The organism is Paenibacillus lentus, assembly GCF_003931855.1.
GTDB lineage: Bacteria > Bacillota > Bacilli > Paenibacillales > Paenibacillaceae > Fontibacillus > Fontibacillus lentus.
In genome coordinates, this window is the sequence record NZ_CP034248.1 from 1,644,906 (window position 1) to 1,664,228 (window position 19,323).

The following is a 19,323-nucleotide window of genomic DNA, read 5'->3' on the forward strand; positions in this document are numbered from 1 at the left end:
CGAAGGGAGTGCTTGACATGAACATCTTATTCATGGGACCTCCTGGAGCGGGAAAAGGAACACAAGCAGAGGCGATCGTTAACGAGTTTGGCATTCCTCATGTATCAACAGGCGATGCGTTTCGTCTGGCGATTAAACAGGGGACGCCTGTGGGGCTAAAAGCCAAGGAGTATATCGATCAAGGCCTGCTGGTACCTGATGACGTAACCGTTGGGATCGTTCGTGAGCGACTTCAGCAGTCCGATTGCGAAAAAGGTTTTTTATTGGACGGATTTCCAAGAACCCTTTCGCAAGCGGAAGCGTTGGAGGAATTGCTTGGCGAAATGAACCGGAAGCTTACGCATGTCATCAACCTGAAAGTGGATCGTAACAAATTGCTGGCTCGTCTTACGGGACGACGGATTTGCAAATCTTGCGGCTCTACTTATCATGTGATCTTTAATCCTCCTAAACAGGAAGGTGTTTGCGATAAGTGCGGCGGAGAATTGTACCAACGTTCTGATGATAATGAAGAGAGCGTAGGCACACGGCTGGACGAATATATCAATAAGACAGCACCACTTCTTCAGTTTTATGAAAGTAAAGGGCTGCTGACTGAAATTGATGGAGAACAGGAAATTGATACGGTAACGAAAAAAATCGTATCTTTACTGCGAGGTTAAGTAATGATCATTTGTAAATCCGAAACGGAACTAGGCTTTATGAGAGAAGCAGGGCGGATCGTCGCGGAGACGCACAGGCTCATGGCACAATCGATTGAGCCCGGGATTACGACGGGGGAACTCGATCAGATTGCTGATAAGTACATTCGCAGTCAAGGCGCGGTGCCGTCTTTCAAAAATTACAACGGCTTTCCTTACAGCATTTGCGCTTCGGTTAACGAAGAATTGGTGCATGGATTTCCCGGCAAACGCAAACTGAATGAAGGCGACATTATTAGTCTTGATATCGGCGCGGAGTACCGCGGCTATCATGGAGACTCGGCATGGACGTATCCGGTTGGCGAGATATCCGACGAAGCGAAGAAACTTCTCGAAGTTACGGAAGGCTCTCTCTTTGCTGGACTTGAGCTTGTCAAACCAGATGTTCGCTTATATACGATATCGCATGCTATTCAGCGTTACATTGAAGATGCAGGATTCTCGGTCGTTCGGGAATATGTCGGGCACGGCATTGGAGCGAAACTTCACGAGGAACCACAGATTCCGAATTACGGTATTCCAGATCGTGGCCCACGCCTGAAGCCAGGTATGGTTCTAGCTATTGAACCGATGGTCAACGTAGGTAAACGGTATGTAAGAACACTGGAAGATAATTGGACAGTCGTTACAGTTGACGGCTCGCTCTGCGCTCACTTCGAGCATACCGTAGCAGTTACGGCTGACGGTATGGAAATTCTCACTAAGCTGGACGTATAGGTGATGAAGGTGGAACACCGCTCAGAAGCCAATGTCGGCCAAATGGTGAGAGTGTTGAAAGGCAAGGATGCTGGGACGGTTGCTGTTGTTGTAGCGATTGTGGACACCAAGTTCGTACTTATCGCCGATGGGAATAAACGAAAGTTTGATCATCCCAAAAGGAAGAATGTACAGCATCTCGAACTATCGCCTGTTATTAGCAGCGAGGTTGTTCACAGTTTGCAGGAAAGCGGACGGGTAACGAATGCTAAACTGCGTCACGCAGTAATGGCATTTATTAAATCCGCCAATTTAAATGCTGAAGAGAAAGGAGACTGACTGTGGCTAAGGAAGATGTCATTGAAGTCGAAGGTGTAGTTATAGAACCACTGCCGAATGCTACTTTCAAAGTTGAGCTTGAGAACGGTCATCAAATTCTCGCTCATGTTTCCGGTAAGCTGCGGATGCATTTCATCCGTATTCTGACGGGAGATAAAGTGGTCGTTCAACTATCACCGTATGACCTAACTAAAGGTCGTATTACTTACCGTAAATAGACACCATATCAATTATAACAATTGTGTGGTATGATATTCAGGTTGAGTAAGTTTGCATTGTCAACATGAAGCGATCTGGCGAGGATCTGCAGCATGAAGTGTATGCTCTCGAAGTTAGTTTTACATTTGTAAAACTTTTAGGAGGTAATTAACATGAAGGTAAGACCTTCTGTAAAGCCTATTTGCGAGAAATGCAAAGTCATTCGTCGCAAAGGCCATGTAATGGTAATCTGTGAAAATCCTAAGCACAAACAAAAACAAGGTTAATAGAAGGGGGTGTAGCGTAAAATGGCTCGTATAGCTGGTGTGGACTTACCACGTGACAAACGCGTTGAGATCGCCTTGACTTACATTTTCGGAATCGGTAAAACGACTTCTCAGAAAATCCTGAGCACAGCAGGCATCAATCCGGACACTCGTGTTCGTGATTTGACGGAAGATGAGGTTAGCAAACTACGCGAAACGATCGACAAAGAGGTTAAAGTTGAAGGTGACCTGCGTCGTGAAATTTCCTTAAATATTAAACGTTTGATCGAAATTGGCTGCTACCGTGGTGTACGTCATCGTCGTGGCCTGCCTGTTCGCGGACAACGTACGAAAACGAATGCCCGTACTCGTAAGGGTCCTCGTCGTACAGTAGCGAACAAGAAGAAATAAGAAGGGAGGATAACAGACAATGGCTAAACCAAAAAAAGTCGTACGTACTAAACGTCGTGACCGTAAAAATATTGAATCCGGTGTGGCGCATATTCGCTCCACCTTCAACAATACGATTGTAACGATTACGGATCCGCACGGTAATGCGATCTCTTGGGCCAGCTCCGGCGGCCAAGGGTTCAAGGGTTCCCGTAAATCTACTCCATTCGCTGCGCAAATGGCTGCAGAAACAGCTGCAAAAGCGGCAATGGAACACGGCATGAAATCCGTCGAGGTTATGGTTAAAGGTCCTGGAGCCGGCCGTGAAGCCGCTATCCGTTCCCTGCAAGCGGCAGGCCTTGAAGTTAACATGATTAAAGACGTGACTCCAATCCCGCATAACGGTTGCCGTCCTCCAAAACGCCGTCGTGTCTAATGAAATTGCAAAAAGTGTGGTATAACAACATTGCAACTTGGTAACAATGGTTGTTTAGGCATACTACATGATACACTTCAGGAGACATGGCAGTTTTTTAGGACGACGTTTTGAAGGAGGGGTAATTTCGTGATAGAAATCGAAAAGCCGAAAATTGAGACCGTAGAAGTTAACGATGATGGCACCTATGGGAAATTTGTAGTAGAACCACTTGAGCGTGGATATGGCACCACTCTGGGTAACTCGCTGCGTCGGATTTTGCTCTCTTCTCTACCGGGTGCAGCGGTAACCTCGGTCCAGATCGATGGCGTTCTGCATGAATTTTCGACCGTTCCAGGTGTAATGGAAGACGTTACGGAGATCATTCTGAATCTGAAAGCTCTCTCTCTCAAAATCCATTCGGACGAGGAGAAAATCCTTGAGATCGATGCGGAAGGCGAAGGAGTTATTACGGCAGGTGATATCCGTGCGGATAGCGATGTAGAAATTTTGAATCCTGATTTGCATATTGCTACGCTTGAGCCGGGATCAAGACTTCACATGCGCATATTCGCAGGCCGGGGACGCGGTTATGTTCAGGCAGATCGGAATAAACGAGATGATCAACCAATTGGTGTCATTCCTGTTGATTCGATCTATACCCCGATTGCACGTGTCAACTACGTTGTAGAGAATACGCGTGTTGGCCAAGTGACCAACTACGACAAGCTTACGCTTGAAGTGTGGACAGACGGTAGTATCAAACCAGAAGAAGCGGTAAGCCTCGGAGCTAAGATTTTGACCGAGCACCTTTACCTGTTCGTGGGTCTCACGGACGAGGCGAAGGACGCGGAAATCATGGTGGAGAAGGAAGAAGATAAGAAAGAGAAAGTGCTTGAGATGACCATCGAAGAGCTAGATCTTTCTGTTCGCTCCTATAACTGCCTCAAACGTGCCGGTATCAATACCGTGCAGGAGCTGACGACGAAAACCGAAGAAGATATGATGAAGGTTCGGAACCTTGGACGCAAATCTTTGGAGGAAGTCCAAGAGAAGCTGGATGAGCTTGGACTCGGACTTCGTACGGAAGAATAGATTGCTTGAAACGTTTTAGCGAAGGAGGGGAAATACATGGCATACCAAAAGTTGGGCCGTAACTCTAGTGCACGTAAAGCTTTGTTCCGTGACCTGGTAACAGACTTGTTCTTGTACGAGCGTATCCAAACGACAGAAGCAAAAGCGAAAGAAGTTCGTTCTATCGCCGAGAAGCTGATTACAAAAGCAAAACGCGGAGATCTGCATGCCCGTCGTCAAGTCGCAGCGTTCGTTCGCCGTGAATCGATCGATGGAGAGCAAGATGCAATCCAAAAGCTGTTCACTGAAATCGCAACTCGTTACTCCGAGCGTCCAGGCGGATACACTCGTATCCTGAAGCTGGGACCTCGTCGTGGTGACTCTGCCCCTATGGTTTATCTTGAACTGGTAGATCGGGCTTAGTTCTTCGTGAATGGTCTCTATTTTCCCGTGAGGGGATATAGCTTATTCATAAAGAGAGCAACTGCGTGAAGGAGCCAGACTCCTGTTCTGCGGCTTTCAGCCCCGAACGAGCCAGGGTGGCTTGAGCGGGGCTTTGCTCTTATATGAGAACAGTATCACACCCGTCTGGGTGTGGTTTGGACTCTATATTATATGTGATGCAAAACTCTCTGTACGCAAGCCTGAATATGGCTCATTCGCTCGGAGAGTTTTTATTTTCAAATGATGAAGTAGAGCCAGGAAGGTGGCAAGGTTGTGCGTAATTTACTGATGACGGTCTGTTATGACGGAACTAGTTATTATGGCTTTCAGACGCAGCCTGGCGGCAACACAATCCAAGACTGTTTGGAGGCGGCAATACGGCATTTAACGGGCGAGGTAGTCAAAATTCATGGATCTGGCCGTACAGATGCGGGGGTTCACGCACGGGCACAACCGTTTCACTTCATTACCTCATCGCAAATTCCGGTAGAGCGCTGGTGTCTAGCATTAAATGCACGCCTGCCTGCAGATATTCGGGTAACGGCTGCTGAAGAGGTAGAACTTGATTTTCACGCGAGACGCTCGGCTAAACGGAAAACATACCGTTATACGATAAATGCTAACCGGGTTCCTGATGTGTTTCAAAGAAATTACCAGCTCCACCATCCGGGGAGACTTAATATTTCTGCAATGCAGAAAGGTTTAAGCTATCTTATAGGAACGAATGATTATACGTCGTTTGCTTCCCGCCATTCCACGAAAGCTAGTCATGTTCGGACGATCGATGAAGCTAGAATCGAGGTGGATACGTCCTTGGCGAGACCGGAATCCCGGGATCAGGGAGTAGTACATCTGTATATTAGCGGTAATGGCTTTCTGCAGCATATGGTTAGAATTATTGTAGGAACACTGCTAGAAGTAGGTCAGGGCAAGCGGCTTCCAGAGGAAATGAAGCAGATCCTGGAAGCGAAGGATCGCAAAGCGGCTGGTCCAACGGCAGAGAGCAAAGGACTTATGCTGTGGAGCGTGGAATATGATTAGGACTGGAGGCTACATTATTATGAAATGTCCTGTATGTAATGATGTTCGTATGAGAGAAGTTGAAAAGAATGGCGTGTTAATTGATGTTTGTCCGGATTGTAAAGGGGTATGGTTAGATCGTGGGGAACTGGAGAAGCTGCTTGGGGAAATACGTGAATTGCGGCCGGAGTTCGATGAGTGGTACGAGAGTCGGGAAGGTGGACAAGCATATCATCAAGGGTATCAGCAATATGGCCAGCCCGGGCCTAACCTAAATAAAGGTTATGGAACTCCTCCACCTTCACAGCAGGGCTACAACCCTGGATACGGGAATCAACCGCCGCAGCAAGGCTACGACCCTCGCTTTCATGGAAGTAAGTATCACAAGAACCACTATAAATATAAAAAGAAAAAGTCCGTTCTGGACGTTCTAGGAGACTTATTCGATTAAAGTACACACATATTGAATTTACTCCTAAAAAAGACTTGCGTAATAAATTCGCATCCTGTAAAATATAAGTTGTGTTTTCTTATGGCTATCCCACAGCCCCCAATAAGAAAAAGATACATCAATGATAATTTAAATGCGAATAAGCATACGAACGAAGATAAATATGCCAGATTCGTTCTGCGCCCAAAGAGCATGAACATCTCTGGTATCTATGAATGATTTCGGACGAGAATGAAGGAGGATCTTTACATGCGTACCACCTATATGGCTAAGCCAAGCGAAGTTGAACGCAAATGGCACATCATCGATGCCGAAGGCAAAACGCTGGGCCGTCTGGCAAGCGAAGCTGCGGCATTGATTCGCGGTAAACACAAACCAGGATTTACACCTCATGTTGACGGCGGTGACTTCGTTATCGTTATCAATTCTGAGAAAATCAGACTGAGCGGCAACAAAATGGAAAGTAAGAAATACTATCGTCACTCCCAATATACAGGTGGTCTTAAAGTGACGGTTGCTCAAGACCTTTTGAGAACAAGACCTGAACGTATGATCGAATCAGCAGTTCATGGCATGCTTCCTAAAACTCGCCAAGGTGAGAAAATGAAGCTGAGATTGAAAGCTTATGCGGGTACTGAGCATCCACATGCAGCACAAAAACCTGAAGTTTACGAACTTCGCGGATAATTAAAAGGGAGGACAGTTTCATGGCACAAGTACAATACTATGGGACAGGTCGTCGTAAACATTCGGTAGCTCGTGTTCGCCTTGTACCGGGTGAAGGACGCATTGTCATCAATAAACGTGATATCAATGACTACTTCGGTTTGGAAACTCTCAAACTGATCGTTAAACAACCTCTAAATTTGACGGAAACAACTTCAAGCTACGACGTGATCGTAATTGCTCACGGCGGAGGCATTTCTGGTCAAGCCGGAGCGATTCGCCACGGTATTTCCCGTGCATTGCTTAAAGCAGACCCAGAGTTCCGTCCTGCACTGAAGAAAGCAGGCTTCTTGACTCGTGACCCACGTATGAAAGAACGTAAGAAATACGGTCTTAAAGCTGCTCGTCGTGCACCACAATTCTCCAAACGTTAATTTCAACGCTTGCAGCCTGTTCCGGTTATCCTGGAGCAGGCTGTTTTTTTATGTTAAGAAATGACCTAGTGTAACTAATGAAATACATATTAGGTGGGTATTTTGATTAAATTGATGTTAAAACGTGTATTACATAATAGCTCTTTATATGTTGCAGTCTGAACAATTATCCAGTCCGATATTCTTTGTTAGTCAAGAATTGGAGAAGCAGCGAGCGAAATATTACCACTTTCTAAATGAAACCTGGGGGAAAAAATGAACTGATATTTAAAGATGCATCACAAAAAAGAAATGTTGAGTATTTTAACTATGATGTTTTAGATCTATTTGATAAGTAAACTAAACTCAGCTCTTGCATATATGCAAGGGCTTTTTTCTTGTGTTCATATTGACTTATTGTTAAAAAGTTCTATACTTTAAATTATAATTCAAATCTGATTAGTAGGAATATTTCCTTGTTTATGTAAGTTGACTGCGAGGGGGATGGAACCATGAATTTATTGGAGAAAGAACAATTGATTCAAAGTAAGGCGGAAGAGTTTGAGAATGCTTCAGCTGAAGAGGTGATCGCTTGGGCGATTCAGACGTTTCCGAATATTACGTTTGCCTGTAGCTTCGGAGCGGAGGATGTCGTTCTAGTCGATATGGTGCAAAAGATTAGTCCATCGACGGATATTTTTTATTTGGATACGGACTTCCATTTTAAAGAAACGTATGAAACTCGTGATAAAATGGCCTCCAGGTACAATCTTGAATTCGTTCGTGTATCTCCGCAAATTACGCCAGAGGAGCAAGCTGCTCGGTATGGGGAGGAGTTGTGGAAAAGTGATCCGAATGCCTGCTGCAACATCCGTAAGGTGGAGCCGCTGACTCGGGTATTGTCCGGATATGATGCCTGGATTACCGGAATACGCCGTGATCAGGCGCCTACACGTGCCAATGCGAAGAAGGTAGAGTACGATACGAAATTCGGATTGGTTAAATTTAATCCGATAGCGAGCTGGACTTCCGAGGATGTATGGAATTACATCCGGGCTAATGATGTGCTTTACAATCCGCTGCATGATCAAAATTATCCGAGCATCGGTTGTGAGTATTGCACGAGACAGGTTATGCCTGGGGAAGATCCTCGGGCAGGACGCTGGTCAGGTTCAGATAAGATAGAGTGCGGACTTCATAAATAAATCATTATACAATTTAGTTACAGGGAGTGATGGAGATGACAGCAATTTTGCCGCACGGTGGCAAGTTAGTGAACCGGATTGTCACTGGTGAGGATAGAGAGAAGCTGCTTGTGTCTGCTAAGGAGCTACCGAAGATTCTAATAAACACATGGACGATTTCCGACCTGGATCTAATTGGGGTTGGTGCATTTTCTCCGTTGGAAGGATTTTTGAATAAAGAAGATTATGAATCCGTTGTTCATAAGATGAGACTGGCGGACGGCACAGTATGGAGCATTCCGATTACCTTGTCGGTGAGCGAAGAGCAGGCTGATCAATTAGAAGTCTCCAAACGAGTAGCCTTAGTAGGTGAACAGGATGGGATTGTATACGGGCTTCTGGATGTACAAAGTGTATATAAGGTGGATCAGGCTGTAGAAGCCAGAAATGTATTTAAGACGGAGGATACGGAGCATCCAGGTGTAGCTAAGCTATTTGAACGATCACCATATTACGTAGGTGGTCCGGTACAGGTGCTGAATCGACCGCAACCGGAGCGTTTTGGCGAATTTTACTTCGATCCGGCGGACACGCGACGTTTATTTGCCGAGAAGGGCTGGAGAACCGTAGTTGGATTCCAGACACGTAACCCGGTACATCGCGCGCATGAATATATCCAGAAGAGCGCGATGGAAATTGTGGATGCGCTGTTCTTGAATCCGTTAGTCGGGGAAACGAAATCGGATGACGTTCCAGCAGATGTACGGATGAAGAGTTATCTCACATTGCTGGAGAATTATTACCCTGCTGACCGCACCTTCCTCGGGGTATTTCCGGCAGCTATGCGTTATGCGGGGCCGCGAGAAGCGATATTCCATGCGATGGTTCGTAAAAATTACGGCTGCACTCATTTTATCGTTGGTCGCGACCATGCAGGTGTTGGTGATTATTACGGAACCTATGAGGCGCAGGAAATATTTTTGAATTTCACGCCAGAAGAACTCGGTATCTCTCCATTATTTTTCGAGCATAGCTTTTTCTGTAAGACTTGCGGCAATATGGCTTCCAGCAAGACATGTCCGCATCCGAAGGAATCTCATTTGACATTGTCCGGCACGAAGGTAAGAGCTTTACTGCGTGATGGCGTATGCCCGCCGCCGGAATTTACTAGACCAGAAGTTGCAAAGGTGTTGATTGAAGGCATGAGTCACCAGGTTATTATTTAACCGTATAGATAAGGTATATTTGTCCACCTCGTCCCATATAGATGATTAGAATCATTATGGGTGCGGAGGTGGCTTTTTTATGGGCTCACGAGATAAGGTGACGCTATGGATTCCCTTAAGTCATATCAAAAAACTGATGCTCGGCCTCGCCTTGCTGGGCATGTTATGGGGGATCGCATTTTATGAAGTCCCGGCGAGGAATGCCTGGAATTATTGGAGTCTGCCATTGGCCGGAATGACGATAGCTTTGGATGCTGGACACGGTGGGCCTGATGGTGGAGCGGTTAGTCGGCAGGGGCTCGTTGAGAAGGATATCAATTTGGCAGTGGCTCTCTATTTACGTGACTATTTGCAGCAAGCTGGCGCTATTGTGGTCATGACTCGCGAAGATGATCGGGACTTGGCCGATGAAGAGACGAAGGGGTACAGTAAGCGTAAAACCGAGGACTTGAAGCGGCGTGTTCGTTTTATAGAGGAGAAGCAGGCGAAGCTGATGGTCAGCATCCATATGAACAGTGTCCCGTCTAGCAGGTGGAGCGGAGCGCAAACCTTTTTTACTTCAGCGAATAAGGACAGCTATGATTTGGCCTACCTCATTCAGGAGGAGCTAATACGGAATTTGGAGAATAGTGATCGCGTTGCGAAAGGGAACGATAAGACGGTCTACCTGCTGGAGGCTTTGAAAGTTCCATCTGTCCTTGTTGAGGTCGGTTTTTTGTCCCATCCAGGGGAAGCGGCAATGCTCGGAAATGAGCGTTACCAACGTAAAGTGGCAGCATCGATCTATCAGGGAATTCTAAGATATAGCTCTGGCGAGAAGGGAAAGAGGGCAAATGAGAGCGGAGAGTGATATAATATACATAATTTAATTCAAGCAACACGATATGATACAAAGTCGAGGTGCTGTCATTGTTATCTAAGGAGCATATTCAAGCGGCCTTGCGTCCTATTGCCGAGCCTACGCTTAAGCGTAGCTTGGTGGAGCTGCAATGGATTCGTGACATGATGGTGAAAGAGGAGCGTGTTTCTTTAACGGTAGTTTGTCTAGAGAAGAATGAAGAGACACAGAGGCTGTTAGAGCAGGAAATTCGTGATCGTCTAGCATCAGCCGGGGTTAGTCATGTGCATATCAGATTCCGGGAGGCATCCGAGCGGGAACGCGAGGAGGTCGTTGGCAGGCAGGAAACGAGAGGGAATGAAGGAGCAGAAGAGCCTCCTGGTGAAGAGGTGCTGCGAAAAGGGCATGCAGCAGGCTTGGAGAAACTGCCGATCCTTGATCCGAAAGCCGGAGTGAAGTTTATCGCTATTGCCAGCGGTAAGGGCGGTGTAGGAAAATCTACTGTAACCGTGAATTTGGCAGCAGCGCTCGCACGGCATGGACAACGTGTTGGACTAATTGATGCAGATATATACGGTTTCAGCGTACCTGATATGATGGGGATTGAGGAAGTGCCTAATGTCGACGAGGGTGCTATCATTCCTGTAGAACGCTTTGGTGTCAAGGTGATGTCAATGGGATTTTTTATTCGCGAAAATAATCCAGTCATTTGGCGTGGACCTATGTTGGGAAAAATGCTCCGGCAATTTTTCGTTGACGTGGAATGGGGAGAACTCGATTATATGCTGCTTGATTTGCCGCCAGGAACAGGAGACGTAGCGCTTGATGTGCACCAGATGATTCCGCATAGCAGCGAGATCATCGTAACCACACCCCATGCGACTGCGGCCTTCGTAGCGGCGCGTGCGGGCGCGATGGCATTGCAGACAAACCATGAGATATTAGGTGTAGTGGAGAATATGGCCTATTATGAATGCTCGGGCTGTGGGCAAAAGGAATATATTTTTGGACGAGGTGGGGGGGCTCGTCTCGCAGAGACGCTGCATACTGGGTTGCTCGCGCAAATTCCGGTTGGTGCTCCTGATAACCATCCTGCAGAGCCTGACTTCTCACCTTGTGTATATAAGCAAGACAGCGCAATTGGTCAAATATATGATGAGATTGCCCAGCAAGTCATGAATAAATATGCGGAAGACTGACCAGGAGGTCAGTCTTCTTTGTAAATCAGCATATCTAGTCTTAGGGCGAAATGTATATCATACCTCCGCAGCATTTTAGCTGCCGCCGCCCCCTCCTTCACCGCCGCTTTGTCCACCTTGTCCGCCTTCTCCACCACCTTGCCCGGAGGAAGGCTCCTTCTCCAGTTTAGGTTGCAATTGTTCCTGAACGACTGTTTTTAGCAGTTCCATCACCTGCATTTTAAATAAAGGGCTTTGCATAGCTTCTTGCATGACTGTCATGGACTGTTTACGGAAGTCTGGTGTCTGGGTAAGATCGAGGAACATCTTCATTACTTCAGGCGATTTCATGATATCAGTGATTGATTTTTGATACGTCGGGTCTTTAATTAATTGCATATGCAGCTCTTTGTTCTGCGAATTAATCGCCTTGGCGAAATCACTGGCGAATTTCGGGTCGGTCATTATTTTTTCAAATTCTTTTTTGTATTCTGGTGATGTGATGGTTTCTTTTACCGCCAGGCGAACCTGTTCTGAGGTTTGAGAAGGGAGAATCATTTTGATTCCCATGCTACCCCCGCCGGATCCCGAGCCCCCGGATTCCCCAGAGCCTGACGAGCCAGAACTGCCACCGGAACCAGAACCGCTGCCACCTTCACCACCCGACTCGGATCCCGAGCCTCCAGATTGTCCTCCCTCACCGTTTTCAGATGGGGGTGAGCTCAGTGCTTCATAAATGGCTTTCTTTCCTTCATCGGTTTTAAGTATGTCAATGATCATAGACTTGGTTTCTTTGTATCCCCCACCTTGGGAAGAAGAGGAGCTTTGTTCAGAACCGCAAGCCGTCAGCGGGAGTGTGCAGGTACATATAAGGCAAATTATCCAACGGTAATTAACCCACTTCATGGTTCCATCCTCCTTCATGTCATCGCTGCATTTAGTATGCGGACGTGAAATAGGAATTATCCCCTTGAAAGGCATGGTGTTTTAACGGAATCGTTGGTAAAATAATTCGGTAATGGGGGGGGGAATGGACTTGAGTTTGAAAAATTGGCTGTATTTGTTCTGGACCACATTACTGGTCGGAGCAGTTGGCTCATTAGCGGTCGGTTTAATTTTGCAATGGACGGATACCGTGCAATTAAACGGCGTAGTTGATTTTGTGGTGAATGTCGGCATTTTACTCGGAGTAGGCATTATGGTAAGCGTTTATTCCCAGATGGGCTTCTTTGCTTATTTAATGATCAACTATATGGGAACAGGCGTATTCTCCAGAAGAACCTGGCAGTATATGCAAATTGTACTCACAGCACTGGCGCTGCTTGAGTTGATGTTCTTCCGTACATTCGTTGGTAAGGGGCAGGGTGGTAGTTCGGATATCATTCTTAGCGTCGTTATACTTATTGTATCTTGTGCTGTAGCTTTTTATAAAGCCAGGCTTACGAATACAACGGCGTGGATTCCTACCTTGTTTTTCATGATTGCCGTGACAATTGTAGAAATGATCGGGGTGCTTAAGATCGGGGTTAATGCAGCGACGGCCTGGATCGTTGCTCCGCTCCTGGCATGTAATGCTTATCAAATACTGATTTTACACAAAGTATTGAAGCCTGTTAGCACTTCTGTGCCCGTACAGAGCCCCCAATAGGAAGTAAGGAAGCTCAGTGTTATGCTGAGCTTTTTGTTTTCGCTGAATATAAGAAAAGGGCCCCCGCTAAAACGGAAGCCAACTCTTGATTTATATGCCCTGAGCCAGTTACATTCCTGCAGCTATATTAATTTGCTCTTGAATCCAAGCTTGATCCCTGACCTGGGTACCTTTAACGCCAGCTTCCTGAAGGAGATCTGAGACAGTGACGAATTCGTATCCTTTTTTGCGGAGCTCATCAATAATAATGGGTAAGGCTTCGTGCGTCTGTTTGACCGAGTCGCTAGCGTGCAACAGAACGATATCTCCAGGATGTGCTTTGCTGACTACGCGATTTACGATGTTTTCAACACCTTTATTCATCCAATCCTGGGAATCGGTATCCCATTGAATTACTTTATAGCCAAGATTGTTGGCAATTTTCAAGACGCGTTTGTCAAAATCGCCATTCGGCAGCCGGAGCAAATTTGGTGATTTTCCGGTTAGATCGGTTAAAATAGAATGAGCTGTTGTAATTTGTCTTTTGATTTCTTCGTCATCGAGTTCACTGTAGTTAACATGCTTATGGCCATGGCTGCCAATTTCAAAACCCTGCTGTTGAATGGCCTTGACGATTTCTGGATGGTTCTTGCTCCATGGGGAGGAAAGGAAGAAGGTTGACTTTTTTACATCCTTCTCTTTAAGAACTTGGAGAATCGGCTCCGCTCTCGTATCCCCCCAACTAATATCAAACGTCAAGGCAATAACCTTTTTGTCGGTGGATACACTATAAATGGCCGAAGCATTGTTCTCCTCAGAGAATACCGTAATATTCTCTTTCTCTACATAGATCACACCGGCTGCAAACAGGGCTGCGGCGAAGACAAACAAGAAGCGTTTGATCTTTTTCCCATTGAGGACGTAGAAGAAATTATTCATAAGTTATGCCCCTCTCGTATCAAATGAATTTGTCCGTTGTTACAATATATGATCGTACCTTCAGGGAATATTACCTTCTTGTCCGGAGGTAAGGGTATCATTCATGAATTACTTATATATAGGAGCTATTCCTGTAATGAATTAATATGAGATTTGAACAAAAAAAGCGCCTCCTGTATGCTGGGTCTTGGAATGCGAACCATTCACTGCCCTAATTAGAAGGAGGACGCTCAAATGAAGTATAAGCTAAAAGAGAAACAGAATCAACGCATTTTGGACATTACAGATCAAACTTTGGTTGTCGGTGCAGATATTGCAAAGGACACCCATGTTGCCAGAGCGATCGATTTTCGCGGAATCGAGCTTGGCAAAGACTGTGTATTTGAAAACAGCCGTAAGGGACTCTCGAAACTCGTATCGTGGATGAAGGCATTGCAGAGGCAGTACGCCAAAACAGATATTGTGTTTGGCATTGAGCCCACCGGACACTACTGGTTTCCCCTGGCTGAGTTCTTGCAAGACAAGGGCATTCGTATCGTGGTCGTGAATCCTCATCATGTGCATAAGAGCAAGGAACTGGAGGATAACTCCCAGACTAAAAATGACTACAAGGATGCCAAAGTGATTGCGGATCTTGTCCGTAACGGTCACTATACCGAACCCCAACTACCGACTAGCGTTTACGCAGATTTGAGAATTCTCATGAATATGCGTGAGAAAACGATGGTCAGTTTGGGGCAAGTCCAAAGACGGATTCAAAACTGGCTCGATCGGTTTTTCCCGGAGTTTAACAACGTCTTTAAGAGCTGGGAGGGCAAAGCCGCGCTCGTCACGTTGACTGAGTTTCCATTGCCGCAAGAGATCGTAGCCCTTGGCGCCACTGCGATCCTCGGGCGATGGAAGCAAGACGTACAGCGAGCCGTAGGGATAAAGCGAGCTGAAAAGCTTGTGGAAGCTGCCTCTGAATCCATTGGACTCACAGAAGGTACCACTGCTGCTAAGTTAGAGTTACACACTTGGATGCAACAGTACGCCTTATTTACACAACAACTGGAAGAGATCATGAATCAAGTGGAGTTATTACTCAAACAGATTCCTGGCACACAGGAAATGCTCACTATTCCGGGTGTAGGAATCACGACACTTGCTGGCTTCCTAGCAGAAACCGGTGACCTATCTCGGTATAGCCACGGTCAACAGATTATCCGTCTCGCGGGACTTAACCTGCGAGAAAACAGTTCTGGAAAGAAAAAGGGTCGAACGACGATCAGCAAACGAGGTCGATCACGTCTTCGAGCACTACTTTTCCGAGCCGTGTTGCCCATGGTGGCAAAGAACCCGGAGTTTAAAGCGATGCATCAGTATTATACGCAGCGCCAGGTCAATCCGTTGAAAAAGAAACAGTCTATTGTGGCGCTTTGTGGAAAACTGATTCGCATTTTACACACGTTAGGCACAAGGAAAATCGTATACAATGCCGCTGATGTCTTAGGACCGGTTCGCCGGGCTCAGCTTCAGTTGGCTGCTTAAATCAATCACGTTCAGGTCGATAGACTCACTATATGCTTAGGATCAATACAGAGACAATGGAAGCACGGATCAGCCGCAGGAACTATTCCATAAGGGCAACGACCCAGTAAAGGAGCGAGAAACGGCGTCCACCCCTTGAGAGGTAGAACGAAGGAATGTAAGGGCATAGACCCCGTGTGACATGGGAGGGTAAACCATCAAGGAAGTGTTGTGGATATCCAAGGTGCGATCATACGGAAACCACTTTTTTTTGGAAAATCCATTCCAATCTCTGTTCCCGCACACTGCCGAAAGGAAATAAATTCTATAAACTTCCCGTTATATCCACCTCTCGAGGTAGTCAATGTTAAAATTCTAAGGAAATGTGAGAAAGAGCGAGAAAATATTAATTTATAGTGGGAGGAACATATGTCTTTTCGTCGCTTTATTCAAGATTTAGTACAATATCGGTTGATGGTATTCATTGCTCTTGGACTTTTTGTCGCAGGAATCCTCGCGGGAGTTGTCTTTACGGATGAACTTGGCGCGATGATCGAGCCGCAAATAGAAGCACTGCAGGAGATGGGCGGGAAATTGTCGCAATCTCCTTCGCCGGAGCTAAGCTTCTTTATATTTATCTTTTTAAATAATGCTGTGAAAAGTTTATTTATAATGGGGCTAGGTGCTTTATTCGGGTTTATGCCGATTGTGTTCTTGGTGATGAATGGAATGGTATTGGGCTTTCTGGTTCATGCGGCATTGGCTCAAGGAGCCAACATGTTCGATTTGATCGTAAAAGGATTGCTGCCGCACGGAATTATAGAAATACCGGCTATTGTAGTTGCCGCGGCTTATGGGCTGCAGTTTGGTTATTTAGTAATGAAAAGTATAGGTGAGTTGGGCGCTAGGGATCGCCATGAGCGCAGTGTGAAGTGGGGGACGTTTTTTCGGGCAGTGGGAACAGCGGCTATCTGGATTACGGTGGCCTTATTAGTGGCGGCTATTATCGAAAGCACGATTACATTTCATTTGGTTCAAAACATAAAATGATAAAAGCATTCATATTTTTTCTAAAAATTGTGCATACCATTAAAGCGGTTCAAAAGGCAGAGTTTCTTAATTTGGAAAAAAGGTTAATCATCGTTAACCCACAGAGATGAGTTTCAAGATCTTGAACCTTCACGATGACCTTGAGATTTTCATCTTGGTCAAATAGGGGCTAAGAGCATAGTGCCATCAAATCCTGTACCAATCGTAACTTAGTTAGAAGAGGAGCTGTGAGCCATGTTGGGTATGTTATTTAATGAAAAAGAATGCAAGGAACTTGATTATGTTCTCCGTAAGGAACTAGATGAGATGCTTTTGGATATGAGCGACAATCGTCTTGATCAGGATATCAGACATGCGATTGCGAATCGATATAAGACCGTATTTCGGATGTATGCTCGGTTTGCCCCTTCAAAAGAACTCTCCAAATATGCACGAAGAGCTAGTTTTCCACAAGCAAGGCAATAATTTTATAAATGGTATTGACATAAGAATTAAAGATGTGATAAATTATTGTTCGTGCCTCTTTTGAGGCATGGGCAGGAAATTAAGAGTGAGATTAAGGAGTTAAAAACTTTTTTAAAAAAGCTCTTGCAAAAACCTAGCCAAGTATGTTATATTATAAAAGTCGCCGCTGAAACACGGCGTCGCAAGAGAAACGAAGTTGATCTTTGAAAACTGAACAACGAGTGAGCGGGTTTCACGGAAGTGAAATCTAAAAATAGAGTCAGATGCAAATCTGATCTCGTCAGATTCAAAATGAGCAAGTCAAACACTTTATTGGAGAGTTTGATCCTGGCTCAGGACGAACGCTGGCGGCGTGCCTAATACATGCAAGTCGAGCGGGATTATTTTGGAAGCTTGCTTCCGAAATGATCTAGCGGCGGACGGGTGAGTAATACGTAGGCAACCTGCCCCTCAGCCTGGGATAACTAGCGGAAACGTTAGCTAATACCGGATAATTTATTTCTTCGCATGAAGGAATAATGAAAGACGGAGCAATCTGTCACTAAGGGATGGGCCTACGGCGCATTAGCTAGTTGGTGAGGTAACGGCTCACCAAGGCGACGATGCGTAGCCGACCTGAGAGGGTGAACGGCCACACTGGGACTGAGACACGGCCCAGACTCCTACGGGAGGCAGCAGTAGGGAATCTTCCGCAATGGACGCAAGTCTGACGGAGCAACGCCGCGTGAGTGATGAAGGTTTTCGGATCGTAAAGCTCTGTTGCCAGGGAAGAACGTCTTGGAGAGTAACTGCTCTAAGAGTGACGGTACCTGAGAAGAAAGCCCCGGCTAACTACGTGCCAGCAGCCGCGGTAATACGTAGGGGGCAAGCGTTGTCCGGAATTATTGGGCGTAAAGCGCGCGCAGGCGGTCATTTAAGTCTGGTGTTTAATCCCGGGGCTCAACTCCGGGTCGCACTGGAAACTGGGTGGCTTGAGTGCAGAAGAGGAGAGTGGAATTCCACGTGTAGCGGTGAAATGCGTAGATATGTGGAGGAACACCAGTGGCGAAGGCGACTCTCTGGGCTGTAACTGACGCTGAGGCGCGAAAGCGTGGGTAGCAAACAGGATTAGATACCCTGGTAGTCCACGCCGTAAACGATGAATGCTAGGTGTTAGGGGTTTCGATACCCTTGGTGCCGAAGTAAACACATTAAGCATTCCGCCTGGGGAGTACGGTCGCAAGACTGAAACTCAAAGGAATTGACGGGGACCCGCACAAGCAGTGGAGTATGTGGTTTAATTCGAAGCAACGCGAAGAACCTTACCAGGTCTTGACATGCCTCTGACCGCTCTAGAGATAGAGCTTCTCTTCGGAGCAGGGGACACAGGTGGTGCATGGTTGTCGTCAGCTCGTGTCGTGAGATGTTGGGTTAAGTCCCGCAACGAGCGCAACCCTTGATCTTAGTTGCCAGCATTTCGGATGGGCACTCTAAGGTGACTGCCGGTGACAAACCGGAGGAAGGTGGGGATGACGTCAAATCATCATGCCCCTTATGACCTGGGCTACACACGTACTACAATGGCCAGTACAACGGGAAGCGAAACCGCGAGGTGGAGCGAATCCTATCAAAGCTGGTCTCAGTTCGGATTGCAGGCTGCAACTCGCCTGCATGAAGTCGGAATTGCTAGTAATCGCGGATCAGCATGCCGCGGTGAATACGTTCCCGGGTCTTGTACACACCGCCCGTCACACCACGAGAGTTTACAACACCCGAAGTCGGTGAGGTAACCGCAAGGGGCCAGCCGCCGAAGGTGGGGTAGATGATTGGGGTGAAGTCGTAACAAGGTAGCCGTATCGGAAGGTGCGGCTGGATCACCTCCTTTCTATGGAGAATCGTTCTCTGCAACGAGAACATTCAAAAAAAAGGCTGACGAAAGTCGCCGATCCCTTTGCAGATGCAAAGAGGTATATGCTTTCGAAGTAGCTTTACTTCGTAAAGCTTTTAGCTCACTCGTTGGTCAGTTTTGAGAGTTCAACTCTCAAACTTATCTTCCAACACTTACCGTTGAAACGGAAAGCTGAAAGATGATAAGATATTCTTCCGCCAGTCCAATGGCGAAGAAACTTGATCCTTGAAAACTGGATATACGAAACGAAATTTGCGTTTTAGAAATATTCCTTTTAGCTGAACTTGTGTCAAGTGATTGACCAAGGAAGTGAATAAAGGTAGTGATACTAGCGAACGTTTTGGGA

General features: G+C 46.3%; 23 protein-coding genes and 1 rRNA gene. 22 read left to right on the forward strand and 2 right to left on the reverse strand.

What is annotated here, in order from left to right; translation table 11 throughout:
- Positions 1–17 precede the first annotated feature (17 nt).
- The 17 genes from EIM92_RS07355 to EIM92_RS07435 all read left to right on the forward strand — a co-directional run bounded on the left by EIM92_RS07355 (position 18) and on the right by EIM92_RS07435 (position 11,520).
- The gene (locus tag EIM92_RS07355) at positions 18–662 is read left to right on the forward strand and encodes an adenylate kinase (RefSeq protein WP_125082121.1); all 645 of its coding nucleotides are present in this window, start codon (positions 18–20) and stop codon (positions 660–662) included.
- A gap of 3 nt (positions 663–665) precedes the next feature.
- A complete protein-coding gene (gene map, locus EIM92_RS07360) occupies positions 666–1,418 on the forward strand; it encodes a type I methionyl aminopeptidase (RefSeq protein WP_125082122.1) in 753 nt (250 codons plus the stop codon).
- 3 nt (positions 1,419–1,421) lie between these two features.
- Positions 1,422–1,736 carry a KOW domain-containing RNA-binding protein gene (locus EIM92_RS07365; RefSeq protein ID WP_125085053.1) on the forward strand — a complete coding sequence of 105 codons (315 nt, stop codon included), beginning with the start codon at positions 1,422–1,424 and terminating at the stop codon, positions 1,734–1,736.
- A gap of 2 nt (positions 1,737–1,738) precedes the next feature.
- On the forward strand, positions 1,739–1,954 hold the full coding sequence (gene infA / locus EIM92_RS07370; protein WP_059040336.1) for a translation initiation factor IF-1: 216 nt from the start codon (positions 1,739–1,741) through the stop codon (positions 1,952–1,954).
- A 153-nt stretch (positions 1,955–2,107) separates the two neighbouring features.
- A complete protein-coding gene (gene rpmJ / locus EIM92_RS07375) occupies positions 2,108–2,221 on the forward strand; it encodes a 50S ribosomal protein L36 (RefSeq protein ID WP_068779123.1) in 114 nt (37 codons plus the stop codon).
- A gap of 21 nt (positions 2,222–2,242) precedes the next feature.
- Positions 2,243–2,611 (forward strand): 30S ribosomal protein S13, encoded by a 369-nt coding sequence (rpsM, locus tag EIM92_RS07380; protein WP_125082123.1) that lies wholly within the window; start codon positions 2,243–2,245, stop codon positions 2,609–2,611.
- A 19-nt stretch (positions 2,612–2,630) separates the two neighbouring features.
- Positions 2,631–3,026 (forward strand): 30S ribosomal protein S11, encoded by a 396-nt coding sequence (rpsK, locus tag EIM92_RS07385; protein ID WP_019635793.1) that lies wholly within the window; start codon positions 2,631–2,633, stop codon positions 3,024–3,026.
- Between the two features lie 129 nt (positions 3,027–3,155).
- Positions 3,156–4,100 carry a DNA-directed RNA polymerase subunit alpha gene (locus tag EIM92_RS07390; RefSeq protein WP_125082124.1) on the forward strand — a complete coding sequence of 315 codons (945 nt, stop codon included), beginning with the start codon at positions 3,156–3,158 and terminating at the stop codon, positions 4,098–4,100.
- A 36-nt stretch (positions 4,101–4,136) separates the two neighbouring features.
- The gene (gene rplQ / locus EIM92_RS07395; RefSeq protein WP_019635795.1) at positions 4,137–4,502 is read left to right on the forward strand and encodes a 50S ribosomal protein L17; all 366 of its coding nucleotides are present in this window, start codon (positions 4,137–4,139) and stop codon (positions 4,500–4,502) included.
- Positions 4,503–4,796: 294 nt separating this feature from the next.
- Complete coding sequence (truA, locus tag EIM92_RS07400) at positions 4,797–5,564, forward strand: tRNA pseudouridine(38-40) synthase TruA (RefSeq protein ID WP_125082125.1); 768 nt, start codon at positions 4,797–4,799, stop codon at positions 5,562–5,564.
- 19 nt (positions 5,565–5,583) lie between these two features.
- Positions 5,584–5,994: a TFIIB-type zinc ribbon-containing protein gene (locus EIM92_RS07405; protein ID WP_125082126.1), complete on the forward strand. Its 411-nt coding sequence runs from the start codon at positions 5,584–5,586 to the stop codon at positions 5,992–5,994.
- Positions 5,995–6,243: 249 nt separating this feature from the next.
- Complete coding sequence (gene rplM, locus EIM92_RS07410) at positions 6,244–6,681, forward strand: 50S ribosomal protein L13 (protein WP_125082127.1); 438 nt, start codon at positions 6,244–6,246, stop codon at positions 6,679–6,681.
- Positions 6,682–6,701: 20 nt separating this feature from the next.
- Positions 6,702–7,094 (forward strand): 30S ribosomal protein S9, encoded by a 393-nt coding sequence (gene rpsI / locus EIM92_RS07415; RefSeq protein ID WP_019635799.1) that lies wholly within the window; start codon positions 6,702–6,704, stop codon positions 7,092–7,094.
- Positions 7,095–7,585: 491 nt separating this feature from the next.
- A complete protein-coding gene (locus EIM92_RS07420) occupies positions 7,586–8,278 on the forward strand; it encodes a phosphoadenylyl-sulfate reductase (RefSeq protein ID WP_125082128.1) in 693 nt (230 codons plus the stop codon).
- 35 nt (positions 8,279–8,313) lie between these two features.
- Positions 8,314–9,483: a sulfate adenylyltransferase gene (gene sat, locus EIM92_RS07425; protein WP_125082129.1), complete on the forward strand. Its 1,170-nt coding sequence runs from the start codon at positions 8,314–8,316 to the stop codon at positions 9,481–9,483.
- A gap of 79 nt (positions 9,484–9,562) precedes the next feature.
- Positions 9,563–10,333 carry an N-acetylmuramoyl-L-alanine amidase CwlD gene (gene cwlD, locus EIM92_RS07430; RefSeq protein WP_125082130.1) on the forward strand — a complete coding sequence of 257 codons (771 nt, stop codon included), beginning with the start codon at positions 9,563–9,565 and terminating at the stop codon, positions 10,331–10,333.
- 59 nt (positions 10,334–10,392) lie between these two features.
- On the forward strand, positions 10,393–11,520 hold the full coding sequence (locus EIM92_RS07435) for an Mrp/NBP35 family ATP-binding protein (protein WP_125085054.1): 1,128 nt from the start codon (positions 10,393–10,395) through the stop codon (positions 11,518–11,520).
- Between the two features lie 75 nt (positions 11,521–11,595).
- Here EIM92_RS07435 and gerD read toward each other — a convergent pair whose 3' ends face one another.
- Positions 11,596–12,405 carry a spore germination lipoprotein GerD gene (gene gerD, locus EIM92_RS07440; RefSeq protein WP_125082131.1) on the reverse strand — a complete coding sequence of 270 codons (810 nt, stop codon included), beginning with the start codon at positions 12,403–12,405 and terminating at the stop codon, positions 11,596–11,598.
- 130 nt (positions 12,406–12,535) lie between these two features.
- Between gerD and EIM92_RS07445 the strand changes: the two genes are divergently transcribed.
- Entirely contained in the window at positions 12,536–13,147 is a 612-nt protein-coding gene (locus EIM92_RS07445; RefSeq protein WP_125082132.1) for a KinB-signaling pathway activation protein, read from the forward strand.
- 108 nt (positions 13,148–13,255) lie between these two features.
- Here EIM92_RS07445 and pdaB read toward each other — a convergent pair whose 3' ends face one another.
- Positions 13,256–14,065: a polysaccharide deacetylase family sporulation protein PdaB gene (gene pdaB, locus EIM92_RS07450; protein WP_125082133.1), complete on the reverse strand. Its 810-nt coding sequence runs from the start codon at positions 14,063–14,065 to the stop codon at positions 13,256–13,258.
- 234 nt (positions 14,066–14,299) lie between these two features.
- Here pdaB and EIM92_RS07455 point away from each other — a divergent pair, with 234 nt between their 5' ends.
- From EIM92_RS07455 to EIM92_RS07470, 4 genes are all read left to right on the forward strand, one after another.
- Positions 14,300–15,595 carry an IS110 family RNA-guided transposase gene (locus EIM92_RS07455; RefSeq protein WP_125082134.1) on the forward strand — a complete coding sequence of 432 codons (1,296 nt, stop codon included), beginning with the start codon at positions 14,300–14,302 and terminating at the stop codon, positions 15,593–15,595.
- Positions 15,596–16,003: 408 nt separating this feature from the next.
- Entirely contained in the window at positions 16,004–16,624 is a 621-nt protein-coding gene (locus EIM92_RS07460; protein WP_125082135.1) for a stage II sporulation protein M, read from the forward strand.
- A 234-nt stretch (positions 16,625–16,858) separates the two neighbouring features.
- The gene (locus EIM92_RS07465) at positions 16,859–17,089 is read left to right on the forward strand and encodes a hypothetical protein (RefSeq protein ID WP_110931250.1); all 231 of its coding nucleotides are present in this window, start codon (positions 16,859–16,861) and stop codon (positions 17,087–17,089) included.
- Positions 17,090–17,398: 309 nt separating this feature from the next.
- Positions 17,399–18,953 (forward strand): 16S ribosomal RNA (locus EIM92_RS07470).
- The last annotated feature ends 370 nt before the right edge of the window (positions 18,954–19,323 follow it).

Excerpts from the sequence above, each read along its gene's own strand:
- sat (WP_125082129.1), top strand. The coding sequence starts at position 8,314 with ATGACAGCAATTTTGCCGCACGGTGGCAAGTTAGTGAACCGGATTGTC.
- rpsK (WP_019635793.1), top strand. The coding sequence starts at position 2,631 with ATGGCTAAACCAAAAAAAGTCGTACGTACTAAACGTCGTGACCGTAAA.
- cwlD (WP_125082130.1), top strand. The coding sequence starts at position 9,563 with ATGGGCTCACGAGATAAGGTGACGCTATGGATTCCCTTAAGTCATATC.
- rplQ (WP_019635795.1), top strand. The coding sequence starts at position 4,137 with ATGGCATACCAAAAGTTGGGCCGTAACTCTAGTGCACGTAAAGCTTTG.
- rplM (WP_125082127.1), top strand. The coding sequence starts at position 6,244 with ATGCGTACCACCTATATGGCTAAGCCAAGCGAAGTTGAACGCAAATGG.
- rpmJ (WP_068779123.1), top strand. The coding sequence starts at position 2,108 with ATGAAGGTAAGACCTTCTGTAAAGCCTATTTGCGAGAAATGCAAAGTC.
- pdaB (WP_125082133.1), bottom strand. The coding sequence starts at position 14,065 with ATGAATAATTTCTTCTACGTCCTCAATGGGAAAAAGATCAAACGCTTC.
- map (WP_125082122.1), top strand. The coding sequence starts at position 666 with ATGATCATTTGTAAATCCGAAACGGAACTAGGCTTTATGAGAGAAGCA.
- EIM92_RS07455 (WP_125082134.1), top strand. The coding sequence starts at position 14,300 with ATGAAGTATAAGCTAAAAGAGAAACAGAATCAACGCATTTTGGACATT.
- EIM92_RS07355 (WP_125082121.1), top strand. The coding sequence starts at position 18 with ATGAACATCTTATTCATGGGACCTCCTGGAGCGGGAAAAGGAACACAA.
- rpsI (WP_019635799.1), top strand. The coding sequence starts at position 6,702 with ATGGCACAAGTACAATACTATGGGACAGGTCGTCGTAAACATTCGGTA.
- rpsM (WP_125082123.1), top strand. The coding sequence starts at position 2,243 with ATGGCTCGTATAGCTGGTGTGGACTTACCACGTGACAAACGCGTTGAG.
- EIM92_RS07460 (WP_125082135.1), top strand. The coding sequence starts at position 16,004 with ATGTCTTTTCGTCGCTTTATTCAAGATTTAGTACAATATCGGTTGATG.
- EIM92_RS07365 (WP_125085053.1), top strand. The coding sequence starts at position 1,422 with ATGAAGGTGGAACACCGCTCAGAAGCCAATGTCGGCCAAATGGTGAGA.
- EIM92_RS07405 (WP_125082126.1), top strand. The coding sequence starts at position 5,584 with ATGAAATGTCCTGTATGTAATGATGTTCGTATGAGAGAAGTTGAAAAG.
- EIM92_RS07465 (WP_110931250.1), top strand. The coding sequence starts at position 16,859 with ATGTTGGGTATGTTATTTAATGAAAAAGAATGCAAGGAACTTGATTAT.
- gerD (WP_125082131.1), bottom strand. The coding sequence starts at position 12,405 with ATGAAGTGGGTTAATTACCGTTGGATAATTTGCCTTATATGTACCTGC.
- EIM92_RS07420 (WP_125082128.1), top strand. The coding sequence starts at position 7,586 with ATGAATTTATTGGAGAAAGAACAATTGATTCAAAGTAAGGCGGAAGAG.